The organism is Pseudophaeobacter leonis (assembly GCF_002087335.1).
Taxonomy (GTDB): domain Bacteria; phylum Pseudomonadota; class Alphaproteobacteria; order Rhodobacterales; family Rhodobacteraceae; genus Pseudophaeobacter; species Pseudophaeobacter leonis.
In genome coordinates this window covers 154294-179398 of sequence record NZ_MWVJ01000001.1, presented here as the reverse complement: position 1 = coordinate 179398, position 25105 = coordinate 154294, and the positions used below count along the sequence as shown (strand labels likewise).

Annotated in this window: 19 protein-coding genes and 5 pseudogenes; 7 read left to right on the top strand and 17 right to left on the bottom strand. The window is 59.4% G+C overall.

Annotated elements, in window-relative coordinates:
- Positions 1 to 3 precede the first annotated feature (3 nt).
- Positions 4 to 717 carry a glycosyltransferase family 25 protein gene (locus B4968_RS00845; RefSeq protein ID WP_083095824.1) on the top strand — a complete coding sequence of 238 codons (714 nt, stop codon included), beginning with the start codon at positions 4 to 6 and terminating at the stop codon, positions 715 to 717.
- Positions 718 to 821: 104 nt separating this feature from the next.
- Here B4968_RS00845 and B4968_RS00840 read toward each other — a convergent pair whose 3' ends face one another.
- A complete protein-coding gene (locus tag B4968_RS00840; RefSeq protein WP_083095823.1) occupies positions 822 to 1475 on the bottom strand; it encodes a peroxiredoxin in 654 nt (217 codons plus the stop codon).
- Positions 1476 to 1754: 279 nt separating this feature from the next.
- On the opposite strand from B4968_RS00840, the gene B4968_RS00835 reads away from it, so the two are divergent.
- Positions 1755 to 3194 (top strand): aldehyde dehydrogenase family protein, encoded by a 1440-nt coding sequence (locus tag B4968_RS00835; RefSeq protein ID WP_083095861.1) that lies wholly within the window; start codon positions 1755 to 1757, stop codon positions 3192 to 3194.
- A gap of 287 nt (positions 3195 to 3481) precedes the next feature.
- Here the strand turns inward: B4968_RS00835 and B4968_RS00830 are convergent, their stop codons facing one another.
- A complete protein-coding gene (locus B4968_RS00830) occupies positions 3482 to 3925 on the bottom strand; it encodes a glyoxalase superfamily protein (protein WP_083095822.1) in 444 nt (147 codons plus the stop codon).
- Positions 3926 to 4209: 284 nt separating this feature from the next.
- On the opposite strand from B4968_RS00830, the gene B4968_RS00825 reads away from it, so the two are divergent.
- Positions 4210 to 5079 (top strand): alpha-1,2-fucosyltransferase, encoded by an 870-nt coding sequence (locus B4968_RS00825; protein WP_083095820.1) that lies wholly within the window; start codon positions 4210 to 4212, stop codon positions 5077 to 5079.
- A gap of 84 nt (positions 5080 to 5163) precedes the next feature.
- On the opposite strand, the pseudogene B4968_RS00820 reads toward B4968_RS00825, so the two are convergent.
- Positions 5164 to 5816, bottom strand: a pseudogene (locus tag B4968_RS00820) (RluA family pseudouridine synthase).
- 111 nt (positions 5817 to 5927) lie between these two features.
- Here B4968_RS00820 and B4968_RS00815 point away from each other — a divergent pair.
- A complete protein-coding gene (locus tag B4968_RS00815; RefSeq protein WP_083095819.1) occupies positions 5928 to 6338 on the top strand; it encodes a nuclear transport factor 2 family protein in 411 nt (136 codons plus the stop codon).
- 73 nt (positions 6339 to 6411) lie between these two features.
- Positions 6412 to 7182, top strand: coding sequence for an SGNH/GDSL hydrolase family protein (locus B4968_RS00810; protein ID WP_083095817.1), 771 nt, complete (start codon positions 6412 to 6414; stop codon positions 7180 to 7182).
- On the opposite strand, the pseudogene rarD reads toward B4968_RS00810, so the two are convergent.
- Positions 7179 to 8083 (bottom strand): annotated as a pseudogene (rarD, locus tag B4968_RS00805) (EamA family transporter RarD). The gene B4968_RS00810 and the pseudogene rarD overlap by 4 nt on opposite strands.
- A 252-nt stretch (positions 8084 to 8335) precedes the next feature.
- On the opposite strand from rarD, the gene B4968_RS00800 reads away from it, so the two are divergent.
- Positions 8336 to 8650 (top strand): DUF1272 domain-containing protein, encoded by a 315-nt coding sequence (locus B4968_RS00800; RefSeq protein ID WP_083095816.1) that lies wholly within the window; start codon positions 8336 to 8338, stop codon positions 8648 to 8650.
- 101 nt (positions 8651 to 8751) lie between these two features.
- Here B4968_RS00800 and B4968_RS00795 read toward each other — a convergent pair whose 3' ends face one another.
- The 4 genes and pseudogenes from B4968_RS00795 to dctP all read right to left on the bottom strand — a co-directional run bounded on the left by B4968_RS00795 (position 8752) and on the right by dctP (position 12932).
- A complete protein-coding gene (locus B4968_RS00795) occupies positions 8752 to 9546 on the bottom strand; it encodes an IclR family transcriptional regulator (RefSeq protein ID WP_083095814.1) in 795 nt (264 codons plus the stop codon).
- 10 nt (positions 9547 to 9556) lie between these two features.
- Positions 9557 to 10914, bottom strand: a pseudogene (locus B4968_RS00790) (TRAP transporter large permease).
- On the bottom strand, positions 10914 to 11582 hold the full coding sequence (locus B4968_RS00785) for a TRAP transporter small permease (RefSeq protein WP_083095859.1): 669 nt from the start codon (positions 11580 to 11582) through the stop codon (positions 10914 to 10916). Before B4968_RS00785 ends, B4968_RS00790 begins: the two are co-directional and overlap by 1 nt.
- A gap of 120 nt (positions 11583 to 11702) precedes the next feature.
- Entirely contained in the window at positions 11703 to 12932 is a 1230-nt protein-coding gene (gene dctP, locus B4968_RS00780; protein WP_083095813.1) for a TRAP transporter substrate-binding protein DctP, read from the bottom strand.
- Positions 12933 to 13005: 73 nt separating this feature from the next.
- Between dctP and B4968_RS00775 the strand changes: the two genes are divergently transcribed.
- The gene (locus tag B4968_RS00775) at positions 13006 to 14649 is read left to right on the top strand and encodes a GMC family oxidoreductase (protein WP_241525484.1); all 1644 of its coding nucleotides are present in this window, start codon (positions 13006 to 13008) and stop codon (positions 14647 to 14649) included.
- A 34-nt stretch (positions 14650 to 14683) separates the two neighbouring features.
- Here B4968_RS00775 and B4968_RS00770 read toward each other — a convergent pair whose 3' ends face one another.
- The 9 genes and pseudogenes from B4968_RS00770 to B4968_RS23920 form a co-directional block, all read right to left on the bottom strand.
- On the bottom strand, positions 14684 to 15133 hold the full coding sequence (locus tag B4968_RS00770; RefSeq protein WP_083095810.1) for an SRPBCC family protein: 450 nt from the start codon (positions 15131 to 15133) through the stop codon (positions 14684 to 14686).
- Between the two features lie 163 nt (positions 15134 to 15296).
- Positions 15297 to 16100, bottom strand: a complete 804-nt coding sequence (locus B4968_RS00765; protein WP_083095808.1) for an XdhC family protein — start codon at positions 16098 to 16100, stop codon at positions 15297 to 15299.
- Positions 16097 to 17281, bottom strand: a complete 1185-nt coding sequence (locus B4968_RS00760; protein ID WP_083095807.1) for a vWA domain-containing protein — start codon at positions 17279 to 17281, stop codon at positions 16097 to 16099. Before B4968_RS00760 ends, B4968_RS00765 begins: the two co-directional genes overlap by 4 nt.
- Entirely contained in the window at positions 17278 to 18153 is an 876-nt protein-coding gene (locus tag B4968_RS00755) for an AAA family ATPase (RefSeq protein ID WP_083095805.1), read from the bottom strand. The genes B4968_RS00760 and B4968_RS00755 overlap by 4 nt, the downstream gene beginning before the upstream one ends.
- A 57-nt stretch (positions 18154 to 18210) precedes the next feature.
- A pseudogene (locus B4968_RS00750) lies at positions 18211 to 20630 on the bottom strand (aerobic carbon-monoxide dehydrogenase large subunit).
- Positions 20627 to 21121 (bottom strand): (2Fe-2S)-binding protein, encoded by a 495-nt coding sequence (locus B4968_RS00745; RefSeq protein ID WP_083095803.1) that lies wholly within the window; start codon positions 21119 to 21121, stop codon positions 20627 to 20629. The pseudogene B4968_RS00750 and the gene B4968_RS00745 overlap by 4 nt, the downstream one beginning before the upstream one ends.
- Before the next feature lie 13 nt (positions 21122 to 21134).
- Entirely contained in the window at positions 21135 to 21989 is an 855-nt protein-coding gene (locus B4968_RS00740) for an FAD binding domain-containing protein (protein ID WP_083095802.1), read from the bottom strand.
- A gap of 138 nt (positions 21990 to 22127) precedes the next feature.
- Positions 22128 to 23255, bottom strand: a complete 1128-nt coding sequence (locus B4968_RS00735) for an MHYT domain-containing protein (protein ID WP_083095800.1) — start codon at positions 23253 to 23255, stop codon at positions 22128 to 22130.
- Positions 23256 to 23564: 309 nt separating this feature from the next.
- Positions 23565 to 24526, bottom strand: a pseudogene (locus B4968_RS23920) (methyl-accepting chemotaxis protein); the annotation flags it as partial.
- Positions 24527 to 25105 lie beyond the last annotated feature (579 nt).

Genomic DNA, 25105 nt, shown 5'->3' with positions numbered 1-25105 from the left:
CGCATGCATTCGCTGATCATTCATATGCCGGGCAGCACCAACCGCGCCGCCAATGTGGAACACCTGCTGTTTTCCCTGCCCGAGGCCCAGGTGGTCGAGGCGGTGAATGGCCGGGATGTGGTCGCCCGCAATGCCATATCTCTGCGGCCCGGTGATCTGCACGCCCCCTCCTATCCCTTTCGCCTGTCACCGGGAGAAGTCGGCTGTTTTTTGTCGCACAGGCGCTGCTGGCAGCGCATTGTGGACTCTGACTGGGCCTATGCGCTGATTGTCGAGGACGATCTGGCGCTGGACCCCTCGCTATGGGCTGACGCACTGGCGCTGATCGAGAGCCATGCGGATGCTGAGAGCTTTATCCGCCTGCCCACGAAACGCCGCGAAGTCGCCGCTGTGCAGATCGCCCAGCAGGGGGACAGCAAACTGTTTTTGCCAAAGGTGATCGGCCTGCAGACCGTGGCGCAGGTGGTCGGGCGTGCAGCAGCCACACGGCTGCTGGCTGCGACAGCAATCCTGGACCGCCCCGTGGATAGTTTTTTGCAGATGCACTGGATCCACGGCCAGCGCATTCAGACCATCCTGCCCAATGGCGTCTCAGAGCAGACAGAGGCGCTTGGCGGCTCTACCATTCAAAACCGCAAGAGCGGCAGCAAGATTTCGCGCGAATTCAAACGGGCGCTCTACCGGTCGCAAATCTCGTCGCGCCCCCAAAAGACCTAAAGCCTTCTTTTCCTGCCCCCCGGCCCCCGGATCATAACAGGGACCAGTCAAAAAAAGGGGCCAGAAGGCCCCTTTGAATGCATCATACTGGGAGAACCCTTGGCCTACGACGGCGCCTTGGTTTTGCGCAGGTAGGGGAAGATGGTCTCAAACTCACCAAACTTGGCTTTAGCGTCCTCGTTTGAGACGGTTGGCGGGATGATCACATCCTCACCCGGCACCCAGTTGGCAGGCGTGGCCACGCCATTGCTGGTGGACATTTGCAACCCGTCCAGCGCCCGCAGGATCTCGGCAAAGTTACGGCCAACCGACATTGGATAGGTCATCGACAGCTTCAACTGCTTGTCAGGGCCGATGATAAAGACCGAGCGCACGGTGGCGCTGTGGGCCGGGGTGCGGCCATCGGGCATATAGGCCTCGGCGGGCAGCATATCAAAGGCTTTGGAGACCGCGAGGCCTTCATCCGCGATGATCGGGAAACCTGCAGCGGCTTTGCCATAGGTCTCGATGTCGCCCTTCCACTTTTTGTGGTCCTCAACACCGTCAACGGAGACACCAATCACCTTGGTGCCGCGCTTGGCCCATTCGTCGCTCAGCTGTGCCACGGCCGAAAACTCGGTGGTGCAGACCGGCGTGAAATCTTTTGGGTGGGAGAACAAAATCGCCCAGCTGTCGCCAATCCAGTCGTGAAAGCTGATCTCTCCCTGATCAGTCTCGGCGGTGAAATTTGGAACAACATCATTAATACGCAAACCCATGACGGTCTCCTTTTCTGTCAAAATGCGCGCCCATAATCCGGGCCTCATTGCTATGCCGCAACGTTACAGTCCCACTTAGGAATGGGCAGCCTAAAAGACAATCCCGCTACCTGATTGGACAGTAGGTCGCGGCCGGCTGTTTGCCCTGGGCCAGCGCCTCAATAATTTGATCAAATCATGGTGCAAGATCACTTGCCCCTCGGGAAGCGGGGTGACAGACTGTCGCCTGACATCCGGTGTGTGCGCCGGATCCTGCCTTCAGAACTGGGAGACCCGGACATGATTGAGAAACGTGACTTTTACATCAACGGCGCGTGGGTGGCCCCCGCGCAGGCCCATGATTTCGAGGTTATTGATCCCTCGACAGAAGAGGCCTGCGCCGTCATTTCGCTGGGCGATCAGGCCGATACAGACGCTGCCGTTGCCGCCGCCAAAGCCGCCTTGCCGGGCTGGATGGCGACTCCGGTGCAAGATCGGATTGCCCTGGTTGAGAAACTGCTGGAAATCTACACCAAGCGCGGCGAAGAGATGGCACAGGCCATGTCGGTCGAGATGGGGGCTCCCATCGATATGGCCCGGAGCCAGCAAGTTGGCGCAGGCAGCTACCATCTGCAAAACTTCATCCGCGCCGCCAAGGCCTATCAGTTTGACGCGCCGCTTGGCGATCATGCCCCAAACGACCGTATCATCCATGAGGCGGTCGGCGTTGCGGCTCTGATCACCCCCTGGAACTGGCCGATGAACCAGGTGACGCTGAAAGTTGGCGCCGCTGCCGTGGCTGGCTGCACCATGGTGCTGAAGCCCTCGGAACAAAGCCCGCTGAACGCGATGCTCTTTGCCGAAATGATGGATGAGGCCGGTTTCCCCAAAGGCGTCTTCAACCTGGTCAATGGCGACGGCACTGGCGTTGGCTCGCAGCTGACGGCGCACCCGGATGTGGATATGGTCTCCTTTACCGGCTCAACCCGCGCCGGCATCGCGATCTCAAAATCGGCTGCTGAAACCCTAAAGAAGGTGCATTTGGAGCTGGGTGGCAAAGGTGCCAACGTGATCTTTGACGATGCCGACGAAAAAGCGGTGAACCGCGGCGTGCTCAGCATGATGAACAACACCGGCCAGAGCTGCAATGCTCCCAGCCGTATGTTGGTGCAAAAAGGCATCTACGATCAGGCCGTTGCCACCGCTGCCGAAGTTGCCAGCAAGGTCACGGTTGGCCCCGCATCCGCTGAGGGTCGTCATATTGGCCCTGTGGTCAACGAGCTGCAGTGGAACAAGATCCAGGATCTGATCCAACAAGGCATCGATGAGGGCGCCAAACTGGTTGCAGGCGGCACCGGTCGCCCCGATGGGTTGAACAAAGGGTTTTACGTCAAGCCGACTGTCTTTGCCGATGTGAACAACCAGATGGTTGTCGCGCGCGAAGAGATTTTTGGCCCGGTGCTGTCGATTATTCCCTTCGAGACCGAAGAGGAAGCCATCGAGATCGCCAATGACACCCCCTACGGTCTGACCAACTACGTTCAGACCCAGGACGGCGCCCGCGCCAACCGCATGGCACGCGTGCTGCGCTCTGGCATGGTTGAAATGAACGGCAAATCCCGCAGTGCCGGCTCTCCTTTTGGCGGCATGAAACAGTCCGGTAATGGCCGCGAAGGCGGCAGCTGGGGCATCGAGGATTTCCTCGAAGTCAAAGCCGTTGGCGGCTGGGCTGCAGAATAATCCACACACTCGTGTGAGATGAGCAAACAAAGGGTCGCCATCCGGCGGCCCTTTTTTGTCGTTTTATGAGCCTCCTAGCTCTGCCATCTCCGCAAAGGTAGCTCTCCCGCGCCCTGCAAATGCCCTGGCCAAAAGCCAGAGCCTTTGCGACGACTTGGGCCCAGCGCCGCGCTTCGCGCGGCGCTGGGCCCAACGGGAGGCCGGGCTGCACCTGTGCAGATCAACGACGGGCGGGAGCCCCCCCTTACCTGCAACTCCGGCAGTACCTGCAGGCTGATGTGTCTGCGTTAGGTCTGCACCAGCCCCTCAACAATCAGCTGTGGCACCCCGTCAGAGGTTTTGCGCGCGGAACAGCCGTCCCAGCCGATCACTCCCTGAACCCGCTGCCGCAGCGACGAAAAGCTTTCAAAACGCACCACATCCACCGGCACGTCAAAATGCAGCGTGATCTGGCGGCTCTCGCCGTCTCCCAGCACGGAAAGCCCCCGCACCTCGCCGGTAAAGGCCTGCCCCAGATAGCGGCCGCGAACATGGTCGCCCACCCGCAGCTGCAACTTGTTGCCCGCCAGCGCCTGCAGGGTATTCCAGTCCCGCGCGCCATATTGCTGCGCCACCAGTTCCAGAGCCGCTGAATGGCCAACCGCAACACCGCTGTTGTTTAACTGTTGTCGCAGACGCTTTGCCTGCTGCTTCAACGCATCCGTTGAAGGCACATTTGATAAATCAGTCATCTGTTGTTCGTCCCACTATAATGGCACGCAAGTCATGATGGGGTCCGCATTGCCATCCAGCGCGCCAAAATAACTGAGCGATAGATGTTTGATCTTATCAGGGTTTCACCATTGCTCTCACAAGAGCTGCGGCAGGCAGGAGACCCAAACCTGGGCCTCGCATACTTTAGTCCCGCCCCCGCCGTCAAGCCTACAGACGCGCGCCTCACAACTGGTCCAACCCGTCAAAGCGCTTTATTCAGGGCGACACGCCTCTGTTGAGGACCCTGGTTGAGGACCCTGTCATGATCACTGCCCGCCTGCACGGCCGCCTCGGCAACCAGATGTTTCAATATGCTGCCGCCCGCGCATTAGCGCATCGCCTAAAAACCTCTGTTGCGCTGGACAGTCGCGGTGCAGAGCTGCGGGGCGAGGGTGTGCTGACCCGGGTTTTTGACCTGGATCTTTGCCCGCCAAACTCCCTGCCACCGCTAAAACAGCAGGCGCCGCTACGCTATGCGCTGTGGCGCGGCCTGCGGGGCAGCATGGGGCTGACACCCAGGTTCCGCCGCGAGCGGGGTCTTGGCTACAACCCTGACTTTGCCACCTGGGGCGATGACAGCTACCTGCACGGCTATTGGCAAAGCGAGAAGTACTTTGACCAAATCCAGGCGCTGATCCGCACCGAGTTCACCTTTCCCGAGTTCAGCAACAGCCAGAACGCCGAGATGGCCGCGCGCATTGCCGAGGGCAATGCCATCTCGCTGCATGTGCGGCGCGGCGACTATATCGCTCTGTCGGCCCATGTGCTCTGTGATCAGGCCTATTACGAGGCGGCTCTGGCCCGTGTGCTAGAGGATGTGTCAGACACTTTGACAGGACCGCCCACCGTCTATGTTTTTTCCGATGACCCCGACTGGGCCAAGGCCAACCTGCCGCTGCCCTGCAACAAGGTAGTGGTGGATTTCAACGGGCCGGACACCGATTTTGAAGACATGCGCCTGATGAGCCTGTGCGCGCATAATATCATCGGCAACAGCTCGTTTTCCTGGTGGGCCGCCTGGCTCAATACCAATGCGCATAAACGCGTCGCAGGCCCGGCCAATTGGTTTGGTGATCCCAAATTGCACAACCCCGATATTCTGCCAGCCGACTGGCTGCGGATCACGCCCTGAATCCAGCCTGAACCGGCCAGCCCTCAGCGCAACTGAGCTTCAGCCCAGATGCATGCTCCCGCAGGTAGACAGGGTCGCAGGCAGTCAGAACGTCGCTTTGGCGCGGAACTTCATTGATTCGCCACTGTCAGGATGCTTGATCCGCAGCTCTTCGGAATGCAGCATCATGCGATCAAACTCGCGCGTAGCACCGCTGGCATAAAGCGGATCTCCAAGAATCGGATGACCCAGAGCCTGCATATGCACCCGCAGCTGATGGGTGCGACCGGTTTTGGGGGTCAGACGCACGCGGGTTTCTCCCTCGCCGTATTTCACCACCCGGTAGTCGGTTACCGAGGGCTTTCCGGTCTCATGACACACCATCTGCCGGGGGCGGTTGGGCCAGTCCACGATCAGCGGCAGATCAACCTCACCGGCCCGTGGCTCAAGGTGCCCCTCAAGACGCGCAACATAGACCTTTTTGGCACTGCGCTGTTCGAACTGCTTTGACAGATGTCGCTGCGCATGTGGCGTCACCGCAAAGATCAGTATGCCCGAGGTATCGCGATCCAGCCGGTGCACCAGCAGCGCTTCGGGAAAGGCCGCCTGCACGCGGCTCAGCAGGCAATCCGCCAGATGCGCGCCACGCCCGGGCACAGAGAGCAGGCCGGCGGGCTTGTTCGCCACCAGAATCTGGGCGTCATGATGCAGGATCTCAACGGGTCCTGCGGCGGGGTATATTCGCTTGAAACTGCCATAGGGGCCTGCCTACTGCGCCTGCCTGCCCAGAGCAAGTTCCCGTGACGTCGTGCTTGCCGTGAGGCACCCTGAAACGCAGGATCTGGCACAACAAACCAGGGAGAGAGACCATGCATCCAACCATCAGTCGCATTCAGGACGTTGTCGCCAAGGGAAACGAAGCGGACATTGCCGAGCTACTGGCCGAAGACGTGACCTTCCTGCCGCCCACCTATTGGAAGACCTGGACCGGACGTGCGCCAGTGGCTGCGGTGCTGGGCCATGTGGGACAGGTCTTTTCCGAATTCCGCTATCGTCGCATCATGGGCGAAGGCAAGGACTGGGCGCTGGAGTTTCAGTGCAAGGTTGGTGATCTCGACACGGTCGGCGTCGACCTGCTGACGCTGAATGACGAAGGCCTTATCCAAAATTTCGAGGTGGTCATGCGCCCCTATAAAACCATTGGCGCGCTGCGCGAAGCGATCAATGCCCGGGTGCAGACTGATGCGCGGTTTCTGGAATTCCGCCACGCCCTCACATGATCTGACCAGAGCTGGGCTGACCTAACCTGAGCTGACAGCTCGGCCACTCTAAAAACGGGACAGGCGCCACCTCATGCTCGCCCTTGATCAAATCCTGCGGCTACCGCTGCTGCCCCTGCTGGCGCTGCAGGCAATCACTGTGCGGCGGCGGGCCCTTATTCTGCCCGAACCCAGGGGTCCGCGTCAGGGGCAGATGGCGCAGGAGAGACTACAACAGGGCGAACTGGAACAGGAGCGCCAGCTGCGGGTGCTGATTGCAGGAGACAGTTCTGCTGCCGGCGTTGGCGTGAGCGCGCAAAGCCAGGGGTTGAGCGGTCAGCTGGCCGCGCAGCTGTCGGCGCAGTTTGAGGTTCACTGGCGCCTTGAAGCCACCACAGGACACCAGACCCGCGATACTATCACGCGACTGCAGGCCCTGCCGAAACAGCAGTTTGACGTGATAATTCTGGCCCTTGGCGTCAATGATGTGACCCATGGCACCACGCGCACGCGCTTTTACAGGCAACAATCGCAGCTGATGCAGCTTTTGCTGGACCGTTTTGAGCCCAGGCTGATCCTCGCCTGTGGCGTGCCACAGATGCAGCATTTTCCGGCTCTGCCACAGCCGCTGGCCTGGGTTCTGGGGCGACAGTCCGCCCGGCTGGACAACGTGCTGGCAGCGCTGGCGTCAGAGCATCCCGCTGTTGCGCATATGCCGTTTCAGCTGCCGCAGGACCCTGCCCTGGCTGCGGCAGATGGCTATCACCCCAGTGCGCAGGCCTATCGGCTTTGGGCACTGGGACTGGGCGAGAAGATCCTTGATCACCTCGCCGCCTCGCAGAGCGAACAGGCACCGCCGCCCTAGGGCGCGGGTTTTGCCGGGCTGCGCAATTGACGGATCAAGGGGATCGAATAAATCACCAAAGCGGCCCAAATCATCGGGAAAGCAATCATGCGGGCGCGGCCGAACTCTTCGCCAAAGGCAAAAACGGCGACCAGAAAGATCATCGTGGGGCGATATACTGCAAAATGCCGATGGTTGAGAGCCGCAACAGTTTGGCGCCATTGGCATAGACAATCAGCGGCACCGCCGTCACCAGGCCGCAGCCCATCAGCAACAACATGTCAAAGCCAGCAAAATGAGTGCCACCCGTTGCCGACATATAGGCCAGATAGCCAAGCGCGGGCGGCGTCAGGATCAGGACTTCGAGCATAAAGCCCTGAATCGGCCCTACCGGCAGCATCTTTTTGAAAAAGGCGTAAACCCCCCAGCTGAGTGTCAGCCCCCCGGCGGCCCGGGGCAGCCGCCCGGCCTCGGGTGTCAGAACCACCACCGCCGCTGCCGCCAGGACAATGGCGGCCAGCTGCGTTCGTGTCAGCCGCTCGCGCAGCAATAGGGCGCCCAGCGCGATGCTGAACAGCGGATTGATGTAATAGCCAAGCGCCGCGTCCAGTGCATGCCCGCTTGCAATGGACCAGACATAGATGCCCCAGTTCACCGAGATCAGCGCCGCCGTGACACAGGCCATCACCAGGGTGCGCGGGCTGGTGAGAGCGGCGCGCAGATCGCTGGTGCGTCCCAGCACCACCAGCAAAAGACCGGCAACCGGCACCGACCAGAGCACCCGGTGCGCCACCACCTCTGCCGCCGGAATATGCGCCAGCAGCTTCATATAGAGCGGCAGGAACCCCCACAGAACATAGGCGGAAATGGCAAAAGCCAATCCCTGCGGGGTATCGGTATTTTCGCGCGCGGCTTCGATCATCGTGGGCTCCTTTGATGTGCCTTTATCGCAGGTCGCTGGCAAAGGAGAAGCGCCGTTTATGTTATTCTTACATCGCGGATTGTGATGCAAAGCAAGCAAAGCGCCCACCAGAGCGCAGGGCGCTGGAAAAGTAACCCTTAGGTCAGATTTTTCTGCCACAGTGGCACCAGCCTGAAGAAGGACGTTTGGTGTTTTTGGGCCCTGTCCTTGGGCGGATGTGGCTAAAAAAATACGGCAAAAAAGGAATGCTAAATGCTGGAACTCAGACCCAATTGCGAGCACTGCGATAAAGACCTGCCGCCCAATTCACCGGAGGCCCGGATCTGCTCGTATGAGTGCACCTATTGTGCGACCTGCGTCGAGAAACGACTGCAAAATGTCTGCCCCACATGCGGTGGCGGCTTTATGCCTCGGCCATTCCGACCCCAAACCTCCTTTCGCCCAGAGCTGCAGCTTGGCCTGGAATATCACCCTGCCAAAAAGAAGCGGCGCTATTCTAGGTTCACCGCTGAGGACATTGCCAACCACGTTGCGCGAATCAAAGATATACCTCCCCAGGATCGCTAGAAGGCCCAGGACCGCCAGAAGGCCCAGGACCGCTAGGCCTCTGCCAGGCGGGGACGTCTTGGATTTCAGCTGGCCAAAACCAAACTGTCAGGACCAAACTGTCAGGACCCGTCCGTTTGGTTTTCATTCAGATCGGTCAGCCTTTGTGCCGCGCGCTGCAACGGCTCCAAAAACTCCAGGATTTGGGCCAGCGAACGACGTTGCACCGGAGCATGAACCGAGAGTGTCGCCATAAGGCGGCTTTGCGGATCAAGGATGGGCACCGCTATCGCAGCCATTCCCGTCATGAACTCTTCATCGTCGGTGGCGTAGCCCCGGTCTCGTGTCTTTTGCAGCTCTTCGCGCAGGGCATCCGGGGCGGTGATGGTTTTTTCTGTCTGCGGCTCCAGCGCACGGGCAGACAGGACACTGTTCAAAGTCGCCGGGCGCAGCGTTGACAGGTACATCTTGCCGCTGGCGGTGCAATGGAACGGCACCTGCGTGCCAATCGGCAATTGAATACGCAGCGGCCATTTGGTCTCGACCCGGTCCAGATAGGTCATGCCTTCGCGGTCTGGCGTGGCAAGGTTACAGGTCTCCCCGATGTCCTCGGCAACAGCCTTTAGAATGGCAAGACGCGCCGTGCGCAGGTGCTCGGATGAGATCGTATTGACCGCAAGGGCGCGCAGCCGCGGGCCCGGCCCAAAAGAGCGCCCATCAATATCACGCTGCAAAAAGCCCTCTTCTTCAGCCGTTTGCAACAGCCTGTGCAGGGTTGGCTTGGGCAGGCCCAGGGTCTCGACCAGTTGCGCAGGTTTGACGGCGACGCCGCGTCGGGCGACCTCCTCCAGGATCAACAACAATCGCAGATTGGTTGGGATTTGTGTCTCTTTGGAAGAGGTCGTCTCAGTTGGCATGGCGTCAGGTCTATCTGTTGGGCAGCAGGATCAGAGCCAGATCAGGAACCAGTGCCACCAGTATCCAGACACTAATCAAAGCTATAAGGTAGGGCACCGTATAGCGCAGCAGACGGAAGTAGGGAACGCCGGTAACACCAGATGCAACATAGAGGTTAAGCCCATAAGGCGGCGTGATGAACCCGATGGAGGCCCCGACCAGGAAAATCACCGAAAAGTGGATCGGATCAATCCCCACGGAGGCCGCAATCGGCGCAAGAATCGGTGCCAGAATGATGGTGACAGGCAGGCTCTCTAATACCATTCCCGAGAAGAACACGATCACCATCGAGGTAAAGAGCACCGCATAGTAGCCGCCCATCGAGGTCACAAAATCACCAATCGCCTGCTGTGCCCCCAGCAGGGACAGGATCTGCTGCATCACCACCGAAATCGCAATCAGCGGCGCCAAAATGCCGGTGATCTGCGCCGATCGGATCACCACCGAAGGAATCTGCGGAATGGTGAAGCCCTCAACCACCAGCATCTCGGCGTAGGATTTTTCGCTCAGCGGTTTGTCCCGGCCTGTGCCCAGAATGCGGTTCAGCGGATAGCTGACCAGCCCGGCAATCACACAGAAGCCAACGGTGACACCGGCAGCCTCGGTCGGTGAGAATTTACCAGTGTAAATCCCCCAAAGCACCAGACCGATAGCAAAAAAGCCAAGCCAGGCACCAAAGGCGGTTTTCAGCACGCGGGTCAGCTGCAAAGGGATCAGATGGCCCCAGCCATTGATGCGGCAGATGATCCAGCAGGCCAGCTGCATGCCAATCACCATCAGGGCTCCGGGCAGAATTCCGGCCACAAACAGCTCTGAGATCGGCAGGTTCAGTAAGAAGACATGACGATAAAGATGATCGACGGCGGGATGATGATCCCGACTGTGCCGCCCGCCGCCGCCGTGGCCGCCGAAAAGCGCTCGTCGTAGCCGCCTTTGACCATTTCAGGGTGCAGCATCGAGCCAATCGTGGCTGTGGTCGCCGAGTTTGAGCCAGAGATGGCTGCGAACAGGCCACAGGCGCCCAGCGCCGCCATGGCCAGCCCGCCGCGCAGCCAGCCGAGACAGGCATAGGCAAAATCCGACAATCGCCGGGCAATGCCGGACTGGTTGATCAGATCCCCCGTCAGGATGAACAGCGGCATCGCCAGCAGGGCAAAGCCCTTGTTAAAGACGTTCAGCAGCTCTGCGCCCATATTGTCGAGCGTCAGACCCAGCAAAAAGGAGCAGCCAATCACCCAATAGGCAATCACCAGCAGCACAGGCACTCCAAGCATGAATAAAAATGTGACCCCAAGCGAGATCAGCGTGACCCAAGACCCATCCGTCATCAGATATCTCCTCCAATCACAGCCTGTTTGATCAGCGGCGCGCCTCTGCGCCAATTGTCGAAATCCTCAAAAAGGTTTTCAAAAACCCGCGCCACCATCAGCACAAAGGACAAAGGTGCAGTGATCAGGAACCACCACTGCATGACATTGTCGGTGCCCAGCACGATCTGAAAGTTTGACGCCGACAGCGCCGTCATCCGGGAGGTGGTCACCAGCACAATCACCGCAAAGACAAACCACAGCACCGCATCCAGTATCAGGCAGGCCATCTGACCTCTGCGCGGCATCGCGGTGCGAAATTCAGCAAAGCTGAGATGCGTGCGCAAGCGCACATTAAAGGCAGCACCAAACCAGGCCATGATCATAAACAGCAAGGGCGGGATGGTCGTGGACCAGGGCTGCTGATTGGAAAAGATAAACCGGTCAATCACGCCCCAGAAAATAATCAGCGCAATCGCCAGGTAGCTATAGACCATGATCGTGCGCTCAAGGTGGCGGTCAAGCCAGGGCAACGCCTTGTAAACCCACAGCATGATGAGCCCCCCCAGCGCGGTCGCGATGGTGCCAAAGACCCAGGCCCCGTTTGATTTGAGCGCGTTGCGGATTTCCCAGCTGTCTTGCGACGCAAATGCACGAATAATGTCGCTGATCTCAGACCAGAGTGCCATCTCTTCCTCCCTGATGTCCGCCGAGGTGTCCCGGTGATGTTCGCCGAGATGCCCCAGTGCGTTTGGACAAGTTTGATCGGCGCACAAAAGCACGCCGACCTGTGGTCTCACTGTCTGACTTTAGGACTTCCACCACCGGCGGGGTTCGACATTTTCAGGCTTCATGTCTGCGGGCACTTGCCGGCCGCTGTCATAGATTTCCTGATAGGTGTCGATGCCACCAGCCCAGCCATTCAGGCGTTCGCGCCACTGCTCCCACAGCTGCGGCTGGAATTCGGGCGAGCACATTTCCTCGGCCATTTTGATCTGATCATCCGCGAGGAAAGCATTGCGCACGTTGTTCTCGGCAAAGATCGTCCCCGGCATCTGTGGATCAGAATGACCAACCGTCTTGACCAGTGCGGCCTCATTGGCGGCCTGCACATGGGTCTGCGCCCAATAGGAACTCTCCATCACCGCGTCCTGCAGATAGCCCTCAAGCCCGTCAAAGACAGAGGCGCTCATCGAGGTATGTTCTGTGCCGCAGAAGAATTTCAGATCCACCGACTGGCTGACCACCGGCGCCATATTGGCGTAGGCCACAGCCGAAGCCAAGGTTTCGGCGCCATTCAGGCCCTGCTTCAGACCATCCAATGTCTCTTCCCAGGCCACTGGCACCGGGTTCAGATTCAGCGCCTGCATGGCAATCCGGCCCAGCTGCGTGCCCGTTACGCGGTTTTTGGTGCCAAAAAGCTGCTCAAGCTTGGTCACTGTTGGCTTGTCCTGCCAGCCAAGACCCAGCTGGATGCCGCGCAGCTCGCAATGGCTGAACAGGAACTTCAGACCATGACGCTTTTCAAGCGGCTCGCGCAGGATACGCTGTGATTCGGGACTGTAGAGAAAATGATACTGCGAGGCGCGGCCCGGGAACATATAGGCGTAATCAAGCACGTTCAGATAGGGCGCACCCCCGGCCGAGTTCTGGGTCGAGGCCGCATAGATATCAACAATGCCCTGCTGGGTTTTCTCAACGCAGGATGTCTGGCCGCAAATCTGGTTATTGCCGATGAACTCAATACGGATCTCCCCATCCGTCCGGCTTTCAAGATCGCGGGCAAATTCCAGTGCCCCGGCCCGTTCGATCAACAGGTTCTGCGCATTAAACCCCGAGGCGCCGAACTTTAGCGTGTGCTTGGCCGGCTTGGCGTAGCGCTTGTCATAGGTGCTTTCTGCGGCTGACGCGAGATTGGCCAGACTCATGGCCCCTCCAAAGCCCCCCGCCGCCAAAAGTGTCGAGCTCATGCCGTAGCGCCCGGCGACCCGAAACAGGTCACGCCGTGAGATGTGGTTCAGATTCTCCTTGAGTCCCATCGTATTCCTCCCTAGATGGTCATTATTGAGACGTTTTATCTCAAAAAAAGCTAGCCTATATCATGCAATCTGCATAGACTTTTTTTCATGGTTAACCGGAGGGACGGGTTTTGGAGGCAGATACATCATCGTCGGAGCGGGTTCGGCGGGCTGCGTCATCGCCAACCGGCTTAGCGCGGACCCCAGCAAAAAGGTTGTTCTGCTGGAGGCCGGCGGCAAAGATACCAACCCCTGGATCCACATCCCTGTCGGCTACTTCAAAACCATTCACAACCCAAAGGTGGACTGGTGCTACAAGACCGAGCCCGACCCCGGATTGAACGGCCGCTCTATCGACTGGCCCCGCGGCAAGGTGCTGGGTGGCTCCTCCTCTCTCAATGGCCTGCTCTATGTGCGGGGCCAGTCGCAGGACTATGACCGCTGGCGGCAGATGGGCAACGAGGGCTGGGGCTGGGACGATGTGCTGCCCCTGTTCAAACGCTCAGAAAACAACGAACGCGGCGGCGATGATTTTCACGGCGATCAGGGCTCACTTTCGGTCTCTAACATGCGCATTCAGCGCCCTATAACCGATGCCTGGGTCTCGGCAGCACAGGCCGCTGGCTACCGGTTCAACCCGGACTACAATGGTGCCGATCAAGAGGGCGTGGGTTTCTTTCAGCTCACCGCGCGCAACGGGCGTCGCTGCTCTGCGGCGGTGGCTTTTCTGAACCCGGTGAAATCGCGTGAAAACCTGCAGATCATCACCCATGCCCATGTGCAACGTGTTGTCATCGAGGGCCGTCGCGCCACCGGCGTCTGCTATAGGGATCGCAGCGGACAAGAGCATATCATCACGGCAAATCGCGAAGTCATCCTCTCGGGCGGCGCTATCAACTCACCGCAGATCCTGATGCTTTCGGGCAATGGCGAGGCCGGGCAGCTGACAGAGCATGGCATAGAGGTGGTGGCGGATCTGCCGGGTGTTGGCAAGAATATGCAGGACCATCTGCAGGCCCGCCTGGTCTATAAATGCAACGAGCCCACGCTGAACGACGAGGTCAGCTCGCTGTTTGGCCAGGCCAGAATCGGGTTGAAATATCTGATGTTCCGGGCCGGCCCTATGACCATGGCGGCCAGCCTTGCCACGGGATTTATGAAGACCCGCCCGGATCTGGAAACCCCTGACATTCAGTTTCACGTGCAGCCCCTGTCAGCGGAAAACCCCGGCACGGGCGCCGACAGGTTTTCCGCCTTCACCATGTCAGTCTGTCAGCTGCGCCCGGAATCGCGCGGCGAGATCCGGCTGAACTCCAGTGACCCAAAGGATTATCCAAAGATCATCCCGAATTACCTTGCGACCGAAACCGACTGCAGAACCATCGTCGCAGGGGTCAATATTGCCCGCACCATCGCCCGCCACGCGCCGTTGAGTTCAAAAATCTCGCAAGAGTTCCGCCCGCATGCCAGCCTCGACATGGACGACTACGACGCCACCCTGGACTGGGCCCGCAACAATACGGCGTCGATCTATCACCCGACAGGCACCTGCAAGATGGGGCTGTCGGCGGATGCAGTTGTTGGCCCGGATCTTTGTGTGCATGGCATCGCAGGGCTGCGGGTAGCCGATTGTTCCATCATGCCCGAAATTGTCAGCGGCAACACCAATGCGCCCGCGATCATGATTGGAGAAAAGGCCAGCGATCTGATCGCGCAGAGCCATCTTTCAGGCCATTAGTGAGGGGGCAGCGTACCGCCCCCTGCGCCCGGCATCAGGCCTCTACTGCGTCCACAACCTCGGCGAAGGTCTTAAAGAACTTCCCGGCCAGTTTTTTGGCGGTGCTCTGGATCAGGCGCGAGCCGAGCTGCGCCAGTTTGCCACCAATATCGACCTTTGCGGTATAGCTGAGGGTGGTCACACCATCGACCTCAACCAGCGTGACATCCGCGCCGCCCTTGGCATAGCCGGCAGCGCCGCCGCTGCCCTGACCTGTCAGGGAAAACGCATCTGGCGCGCCGGATGTATCCAGCTCCACATTGCCACCAAAGCGCGCTTTTACCGGGCCGATCTTGAGAACAACCTTGGCTTCCAGCTCGGTCTCCGAGTGTTTTATCAACTCTTCGCAGCCGGGAATGCACTGGCGCAGCACTTCGGGATCGTTCAGCGCGGCGTAGACCTGCGTCATGGGGGCATTGATGGTGATTTCGTCTTTCAGTTCCACTTGAGTGTCCTTTTCAACAACAGGGGTGTTTTATCGTGGCCAGTACATCGGCCTGTTCTTTGCTCAGGGGAGCAGGTGAGAAATGCCTCAAGAGAGAGGCAAGGATACGGTGCATCAAAAATCCTCCGATCTGAGGGCCCGCGCGAATATTTCAGCGCCGCGCTCACGCATGGCTGTCGTCTTCATTGCGCTGATGGCGGCGGCGGATCTCGGTCAGCTGCGCCAGAATGGACAGGGCAATTTCATCCGGGGTCACAGCCCCGATCGCCAACCCGGCCGGCGCCTGTACCGCTGCCAGATCGGCCTCTGCTACGCCCTGTGCGACCAGCTTTTCCGACAAGGCTGCGAATTTGCGGCGGCTGCCGACAAAGGCGACAAACCGTGCGGATGTCTGCAGGGCCTGTTTCAGGCAGGCCAGGTCGTTTTTGCCCTGCGTGGCCACCACGATCATGCGGCTTTCCCCTCCAGCAGATGACGGAGCCGCTGCCTCAGCCGTGCCCTGGGTCACCGACCACTGGAACTGCGCCGCCAGCTTTGCCAGAGACTGGGCCACAGGCGAATCGCCATAAATAACCAGCTCTGGCAGCGGCACAATCAGCTCAACAAATATATCCATCGAGCCCTTGGAGGGGCAGCCGTTGCGGGCAAAGCGCACCCCCTCGACATCGTCGCCGGCACTGACGCCCTTTTCATCCAGCAGGTCCTGCGGGTGCAGCGAGATCAGTTGCGGCGCACCCTCCGACAGGGCCCGCCTCACCGCTTTTGTCAGCGCACCACGCACACAGCCGCCGCCAATCCAGCCCTGCAAAATAGCGCCTTCGGCATCCAGCAGCGCCTTGGCGCCCGGCTTGGCCGCAGTTGCGCCCAGAGTGCGCACCACTGTGGCAATGGCAAAGGGCTCACCGCGGGCGCGCATGTCCTGCGCCAGCGTGGCAATTTCTGAATCTGTGAGTTCGGCTGGGGTCATAGGCGGGTCAGCTCCGGTTCCAGTGCAGCCAGATCGGCCAGAGTATTTGCCGGGTTGAACAGATCAAGATGTGGCAGGGCGGCGGCCATGCCGCGCGCCACCGGCTCATAGCCGTCCCAGCCTTTGAGCGGGTTGAGCCAGATGATCTTGCAGCCACGTTTTTTCAGTTTTTGCAGCGCCGCGCCCAACAGTTCCGGATCGTTGGTGTCGTAACCATCGGACAGGATCAGCACCACTGTGCGGCCATCAACAAACCGGCGGGCATAGGTTTGGGCGAACTGCGTCAGCGAGACGCCAATTTTTGACCCTCCGCCAAACCCATCCGCCAGAACCGAAAGACGCCCCAGCGCGCGCAAAGCATCCTTGTCCCGCAGGGCTTCGGCAATCCGCACCAGACGGGTATGAAACAAATAGGCATCGGCGGTAGGGTCGGTGCGCATCATCCCGGCGACAAAGGCCAGAAATACCTGCGCATAGGTCGTCATCGATCCCGACACATCGCAGAGCGTCACGATTTTGAGCGGCCGCTCGGGACGTCGCATCTTTGCCAGATGCAAGGGCTCGCCGCCGGTAGCGAGACTTTGGCGGATCACCTTTCTGAAATGGATCCGGTCGCCTTTGCGACTTTGTTTGCGTCGCCGGGACCGGCGGTCTCGCAGGGCGGCCCCCAGTCGCTGGGCCACGATCTGCGCCTCGGCGATCTCTTCAGGCCGAACCAGATCGCGCAGGTCTTTCTTCATCGTCGCCTGCGCCAAACTCGCGACAAGCTTGCCCTCGCCATCAGCCTCGGCCGGCTCCTCGCCATCGCCGTCAGGGGTGCTGGGTGCCCCAGCCCCCATGCTCATGTCCGCGCCTGCCGCATTTCGCGAGCTATGTACATGATCCGAAGCGGATGTCTGGGTGGGAATGGTCTTAGTCGCCACCCGGCCGCCATTCATCCAGAAGGCGTCAAACAGATCATCAAACCGTTCCACGTCCTCGACGCAGCCGGTGCAGACCGCACGCAGGGCGTGGCGGACATCTTTGGGGTCTATGGCTTCCACATGGGTCAGAGCCTCAAGGCCAAGCTCGGCCTCGCCAACCCCCAGCCGCATGCCGTTGTCGCGCAGATGCGCCATGAACCCCACCAATCGCGCGGTTGGGCCCGGATCACGGGCGGCGAATTTGGTGACGCGGCTCATGCCGCCTTGCCTGCAAGACGCTGCGCCACCTCTGTGGTGATATTGAAGCGATCGCTCTCAGTTTTCAGCAGGGTGGCAAGGCTGGCCTGCAGCACTGCAGGATCCTGCGTCAAATCGGCAATGCCGAGCCCCATCAGGGCGGCTGCAAAGTCCAGCATCTCGGCGATCCCTGGTTTTTTCTCCAGATCCTCTTTGCGCAAGGACTGCACAAATCCGATGATCTGTCCGGCCAGTTTGTCTTCGATCTCGGTGCAGCGGGCTTTTAGGATTGCCAGTTCAGTGGCGCGCTCAGGATAGGCCACATGGGCGTACAAACAACGCCGCCGCAGTGCGTCGCTCAGATCGCGAGTGCCGTTGGCTGTCAGGATAACGATGGGCCGTGTGGTGGCGGTGATGGTGCCCAGCTCGGGAATTGTGATCTGAAAATCCGACAGGATTTCCAGCAGATAGGCTTCAAATTCCTCATCGGCACGGTCGATCTCGTCGATCAGCAGGACCGGCGGGGTGTCTTGCCGAATTGATTTCAGCAAGGGACGTTCCAGCAGGAATTCCTCGGAGAAAATGCGCGCTTCGACGCTGCGGCCGGTTTCGCCATCCTCAGAAGCCGCCCGGATCGACAACAACTGGCGCTGATAGTTCCATTCATAAATGGCCTGCGCCGCATCCAGCCCCTCGTAGCACTGCAAGCGGATCAGTTCCGTTTCGCGCAGCTGGCTTAGCACGCGGGCCACCTCGGTCTTTCCCACACCGGCAGCCCCCTCAAGCAGCAGGGGCCGTCCAAGAGCCAGTGCCAGATGCACGGCCATCGCCAGATCGTCATCGGCAATATAGCCCTGCTCCGCCATGGCGGTTTGAAGTGCTCTCCAAGTCATGATTTTCCTCGCGCGGTAAAGGGGCGCCCCTGAAGCAGGAGGGCCGCCCCGGTCGCTTTAGTCGTGCAGGCCAAGGCTATTGGCGGTTTGCCAGATGCGCCAATGGTCATGGGGCATGTTGGTATGGCGCAGGCCAAAGGCGCGGAAGGCATCCTGTACAGCGTTAGAGAAGCACGGCACACCGCCCACATGCGGGCTTTCGCCAACCCCCTTGGCACCAATTGGATGGTGCGGGCTGGGGGTGACAGTGTAGTCTGTCTCGTAGTTTGGCACCTCCCAGGCGGTAGGCAGGAAGAAGTCCATCAGCGTGCCGGTCTTGACGTTGCCCATATCATCATAGGCAATCTCCTGGCCCAGCGCGACGGCGAGCGCCTCGGTCAGGCCGCCATGCACCTGGCCTTCGATGATCATCGGGTTGATGCGGGTGCCGCAGTCGTCCAGCGCATAAAAGCGGCGGATTTCCGGAACCCCGGTATCAACGTCGATATCCATCACACAGACATAGGCGCCAAAGGGATAGGTCATATTGGGCGGGTCATAATAGCTGACCGCCTCCAGACCTGGCTCAAGCCCGGGAATGGCCTGATTATAGGCGGCATAGGCGATCTCTTTCATCGTCTTGAACCGCTCTGGCGCACCCTTGACCACAAAGCGGTCGATGTCGAACTCCACGTCGTTGTCGTGCACCTCAAGCAGATAGGCCGCGATCATCTGTGCCTTGGCGCGGATCTTGCGCCCTGCCATCGCGGTAGCAGCGCCTGCAACCGGCGTTGAGCGCGAGCCATAGGTGCCAAGACCGTAAGGCGCCGTATCGGTGTCGCCTTCCTCGATGGTGATGCTGTCAGCAGAGATGCCGATCTCACTGGCGAGGATCTGCGCAAAGGTTGTCGCGTGGCCCTGCCCCTGGCTGATGGTGCCCAGACGCGCAATCGCAGACCCGGTCGGGTGGATGCGGATCTCGCAGCTGTCAAACATACCCATACCAAGGATATCGCAGTTCTTGACCGGACCGGCACCGACGATTTCGGTGAAAAAGCTAAGACCAATCCCCATCAGGCTGCGGGTTTCACCGCGCTTAAAGGCCTCGACCCGTTCGGCCTGCTCAGCGCGCAAACCTTCGTAGTCGACTGTCTTCAGCGCCTTGTCCCAGGCGGTGTGATAGTCGCCGCTGTCATATTCCCAGCCCAGCGCGGCTGTGTAGGGGAACTGCTCTTTCTTGATAAAGTTAATCCGGCGCAGCTCGGCTGCGTCCATGTTCAGCTCTATCGCCAGCACCTCAATCATGCGCTCAATGAAATACACCGCCTCGGTGACGCGGAAGGAACAGCGATAGGACACGCCCCCCGGAGCCTTGTTGGTATAGACGCCATCGACGGCCAGATAGGCCACCGGGATGTCATAGGATCCGGTACAGATGTTCATGAAACCAGCGGGAAATTTGGGTCGGGTCGGCACAGGCGTCAAAGCCACCGTGGTCCGCCGTCACATGACAATGCAGACCAGTGATTTTACCCTCTTTGGTGGCCGCGATCTTGCCGGTCATGTGATAATCGCGGGCAAAGGCCGTCGACATCAGGTTTTCCATCCGGTCCTCGACCCATTTGACCGGCTTTCCGGTCACGATGGAGGCCACGATCGAGCAGACATAGCCGGGATAAACCCCAACCTTATTGCCAAAGCCGCCGCCGATATCGGGCGAGACCACACGGATGTTGTGCTCTTGCGATCCCCGACAGCAGCGAGGCCACGGTGCGCACCACATGCGGCGCCTGAAAGGTGCCCCAGAGCGTCAGCTTGCCATTCACCTTGTCCATCGAGGCGACAGAGCCGCAGGTCTCCAGCGGGCAAGGGTGGGTGCGGTGGTAATACATCGACTCGGTTGCAACCACATCGGCGTTATCAACCACCTGGTTGGTGCCTTCCTCGTCGCCCTGCTCCCAGGTGAAAATATGATTGTGGTGCTTGCGCGGCCCGTGGGCGCCCTCGGTCTGACCTTCCAGGTCTTCGCGCAGGACCACATCGGATTTCAGCGCCTCAAAGGGATCGGTGATCACTGGCAGCTCTTCGTATTCCACCTCGATCAGCTCAACCGCGTCAGCCGCAACATAGCGGTCAGAGGCCACCACAAAGGCCACTTCCTGGCCCTGAAACAACACCTTGCCATCGGCCAGAACCATCTGTTTGTCGCCCGCCAGAGTGGGCATCCAGTGCAGGTTCAGCGGCGCAAGGTCTTCTGCGGTCAGAACGGCAACAACACCGGGCAGCGCCAGCGCGGCCTCTTTGTTGATCGAGACAACTCGTGCGTGGGCGTAGGGAGAGCGCACAAAATCGCCGTGCAGCATGTCGGGCAGCTTGATGTCATCGACATAGTTGCCCTTGCCCTGGGTAAAGCGCGCGTCTTCGACACGTTTGCGCGAACAGCCCAGGCCCTTGAGATTGGCGGAGCGTTCTTCGCGATCTGGAGATAGGTCGTTCATTGTGCCGCCTCCTTGGCTGCATTCAACTCACTTGCTGCAGCGAGGATGGATTTCACGATGTTCTGATAGCCGGTGCAGCGGCAGATATTGCCTGCCATGCCAAAGCGTACCTCTTCCTCGGTCGGAGTCGGGTTTTCTTCCAGCAGCTTGGTGGCGCGGGTGATCATCCCCGGCGTACAGAAACCGCACTGCAGCCCGTGGTGCTCGCGAAAGCTCTCTTGCAGCACGTGCAGTGCATCAGGCTCGCCAATGCCCTCAATCGTGGTGATCTCGGAGCCGTTGGCCTGACCGACAAACATGGTGCAGGATTTCACCGATTTGCCGTCGATGATCACGGTGCAGGCACCGCAATGCGAGGTCTCACAGCCCACATGCGGGCCGGTGATGTCCAGTTTTTCGCGCAGCGCAAAGATCAGCAGCTCGCGGGGTTCGGCCAGAAACTCTTTGTCTTCGCCGTTGACCTTCAGTTTGATATGCATTTTGTCTGACATGTTTCTCGCTCCCCTATGCCCGGTCCCAGGCGCGTGAAATCGCGCGCTTCAGGATGACGCCAGCCACGTGGCGCTTAAACGCCACCGGGCCGCGGTTGTCCTCTGCAGGGTCAATATCGCCCAGCATTGCCGCTACGGCAGCCTCGAGCGCCGCCGCATCACAGGCTGTCCCAACCAGGGCAGCACCTGCCTCTTCGGACCAGACTGGCACGTCGCTCAGGTTGGTCATGGCAATCGAGGCGGAGGCGACTTTGCCGTCTGATTTTGAAATCAGCACAGCGGCGGCCGCCGTAGCGTAGTCACCAATTTTGCGCTTTTGCTTTTCATAGGCATAGCCGCCGGTCGGGGCCTGGAAACTGATCGAGGTCAGAACTTCGTCATCCTCGCGATCCGTCATATAGGCCGCTTCATAGTAGTCGCGCGCCGCAACACTGCGACTGCCATCGGGACCAACCAGATTGATCTGGGCATCCAGGCATTGCATCACGCCCGGCATATCGTTGCCGGGATCGCCATTGGCGACATTGCCGCCAATCGTCCCCATGTAGCGCACCTGCGGATCAGCAATCTGCAAAGACGCCTCACGCAGGATTGGTGCGGCAGAGCTGAGGCCTGTGTGGTCGATCAGCGCGTGCTGTGTCACCATGGCGCCCAGCGTAATCTTTTGCCCTTCGATCGCGATATCCGCCAAATCGGCGATATCCTGAAGGTCAATGAGATGGGGAACTTCGGCCATCCGAAGCTTCATCATGGGGATCAGACTGTGGCCGCCTGCCATCACACGGGCATCATCTCCATGCTCCTGCAATATGGCAATGACCTCGGTCATGGTTTTGGGTCGATAATAATCGAACGCCGCTGGTATCATTGCTGGTCCTCCCTGACGTGCAAATCCTCTGGCTTGCAAGAGCCTGCGTCGCGACCGCGCAGTGTTGCATCAATTATTGATTGAAAATGGAAGCTTTGCGCACGAAATGCGAAACAGGCTGCACGGAATGCGCCTTGTTCAGACGCCCAGTGCCTCACGGATCAGAGGCAGTCGGGATCGGCTGACCGGAACCTTGGTCAGGCTGGCCACCTCAAAGTGGCAAACCCCGTTGTCCTTGAGGCGTTCGAATCCGGTCACAAAGGCCGGGTTAATCAAATAGCTGCGGTGTGCTTTGATAAAGACCCCCGCGCTCAGCCGTTTTTCCGCCTCGGTGATAGACCAGGCGCAGAACAGCTTGTCCGTGGCCGTATAGAGATGCGTATAGTGCCCCTCTGCCCGGATCGCGGCCACATCCTGTGGATCGAGAAAAAACGTCCGCCCCTCAAGCTCGTAGGGAATTTGTTTTGAGGCAACAGCGACCACCGGCTCTACTGCAGGGCGCGGCGCCTGCGGCTCCGGCTCGGGCACGGCTTCTTGAGCAGCCTGTGGCTGTGTTGGCACCAGAAAGGTCACCGCCGTCAACAAAAATGCGCCGCACAGAACAAAGCTGCTGAGGACCACGCCAATCGCCATGACCTCATTGCTGATGAGAGGGCCAACCTCGCTCAAAACATCTACGGCGACAAAATCGGCTCCGCTGATGGCGATGAAATGAACCGCAAAGACAGCGCAGCCGAAAAACAGGGTTCCAACAATAATATTGCGCTGCGTGCGCTGGCCATAGGCGATGGAAAACGCGGCGATGTTCAGCACACAGGACGACACCGCGGCCAGAGCAACGCCCGTTGGCGAATAGAGCGGCTGACACAGCTCCATTGCCGACATGCCCAGATAGTGCATGGCCAGCACACCCAGCCCAACAATCATCCCCGCAAGCGCCAGCGTCGCGCGGGATCGTTGCCGAAAATGCAGAATCAGCAGGGCGCTTCCGACCACCAGAATGGCAATCAGAGCCGAGGCCAGGGTGATGGCCGCATCATAGTAAAACAGGATAGGCAGCTGCAGGCCCAGCATGGCGACAAAATGCATCGACCAGATACCGCCGCCCAGCGCAATTGCCGCCAGAGCGATCAGGATCTTGCGATGGGCAACGCTGCGCTCTGACAGACCTTTGGTCAAAGAGAAGCCGGTAAACCCAGCCATTGTTGCAACCAGAAGCGAGGCAACAACCAGCAATGTGTTATGAGAGTAGTCCAGTATCTCCATGCACGATGACTACTCACTTGTGGAATTTGGCGCAAGCGTTGCGAGATTTCTCGCGTCAAAACTCGTGGTTAGAGGGGCAGCTAATGGAATCGGGCCACCAGGAATACTGTGATTTGCACAGCATGATCCTGCCTGACAGGTTTCTGCCTGACTTTGGCGTCAGGCCTGAACATCAGCCGCACAAGGGCAACGCCCTACAACAGCCCGGCAGCAGATAGCAAAATGGGCACCAGGCTGAAATGCCGGGTGCCCATAAGGTTTGTTTTGCGCCTTTGTATGTCAGGCGGCTGCAGTCAGACTGTCTTGTCCGGCTTGCCCGGCCTGCTTCGCAAGCTCGAAGCGCGCCATCAGAGCCGACAGTTTGGTGGCATCCGCATGCAGCAGATGACCCGCCGCCGTTGCCTGTTCGACCATGGCCGCATTCTGCTGCGTCACACTATCCAACTGGCTGACCCCTGAGTTAATTTCACCCAGACCGGTCGACTGCTCATTGGCGCCGTTGGCAATGTCCGAAATCAGCTTTGAGATCTGGTTGACCCGCAAGACGATGCTGTCGATGGATTTGCCGGCGTCTCCAACCAGGGTGACCCCCTGATCCCCTGCCGGGAGCTTTCTGTGATCAAGGTCTTGATCTCAGTTGCCGCATCCGCCGATCGCTGCGCCAGCCCGCGGACCTCGGAAGCCACAACCGCAAAGCCTTTGCCGGACTCGCCGGCCCGCGCCGCTTCCACGCCTGCATTCAACGCCAGCAGGTTTGTCTGGAAGGCGATGTCGTCGATCACCCCAATGATCTGGGCAATTTTGTCTGAAGACGCCTCAATCGTCGTCATCGCAGCCACGGCGTTGCTGACAATTTTGCCGCTGTTTTCGGCTTCGAGACGGGCCTCATCCATTGTGCTTTCCACATTGCGCGCCCCGTCAGCTGCGGATTTCACAGAGACGGTCATTTCTTCCAGAGCCGCAGCTGTCTCTTCCAGCGTCGCCGCCTGGCTTTCTGTCCGGTGCGAAAGATCATCAGAGGCCTGACTGATCTCTGTGGCACCATTGGCGATACTCTCGCTGGCCTCCACAACCTGCTCCATGGTCTCTTTGAGCGTGGTTACTGTGGTGTTGAACGTCGTGCGCAGCTCGTCATAGGCCTCGGGGAAATCTTCATGGATTGCACAGTCGAGTTGACCACGCGCCATTTCAGTCAGATGTGTCCCAACTGTCGTAACCACAAAGTCGGCATCACGCTGGCTCTGTGTCGCCTCAGCCTGTGCCGCTTCGGCAACTGCGGTCTGCGCACTTGCCGCTGTTTGCTGCCGTTTGAGTTCAGTGTCTGCGGCAAGGCTTTTGAGCAGGCTGAGCAGCAGAACGCCCGCTTCCAGCAAGACAATCACCGCGTGCATCACGGTCCGCTGCAGGTTTGCGACCAGATCGCCGCCTGGGTACACCAGTTTTGGCAACAAAATGCTAAAGGACACGTGATGCAAGGCAACCAGAACAGTCGCAAAGATCAGCGCCTTTGGGTTCGACAGGGTCGACACGATCGCAAGAACGGCAAAGAACAGCATATGCGCATCAAGCTGCCAGGCGTGGCCGCTCAACGAAGACGTTAGCAGGATACAATGCGCGACAAAGCAAAAGCTCAGCAGGTAATCTCTGGTCGATGGCGGCATCGCTTTGGAAAAATACGCCAGAACCCCCAGAACAACGCTAAGGCCGGCAAAGACATACCAGTTTGCATTGCCCGTCAGATAGTAGGCGGCCAGACCAGGACCCGGCACCAGCAGCCAACTGGTAATTTGCTGAATACTGCGTTCATTCGAGAACACCGAATTGGCGTTGCCCAGCTTTCCTGCCTTCGA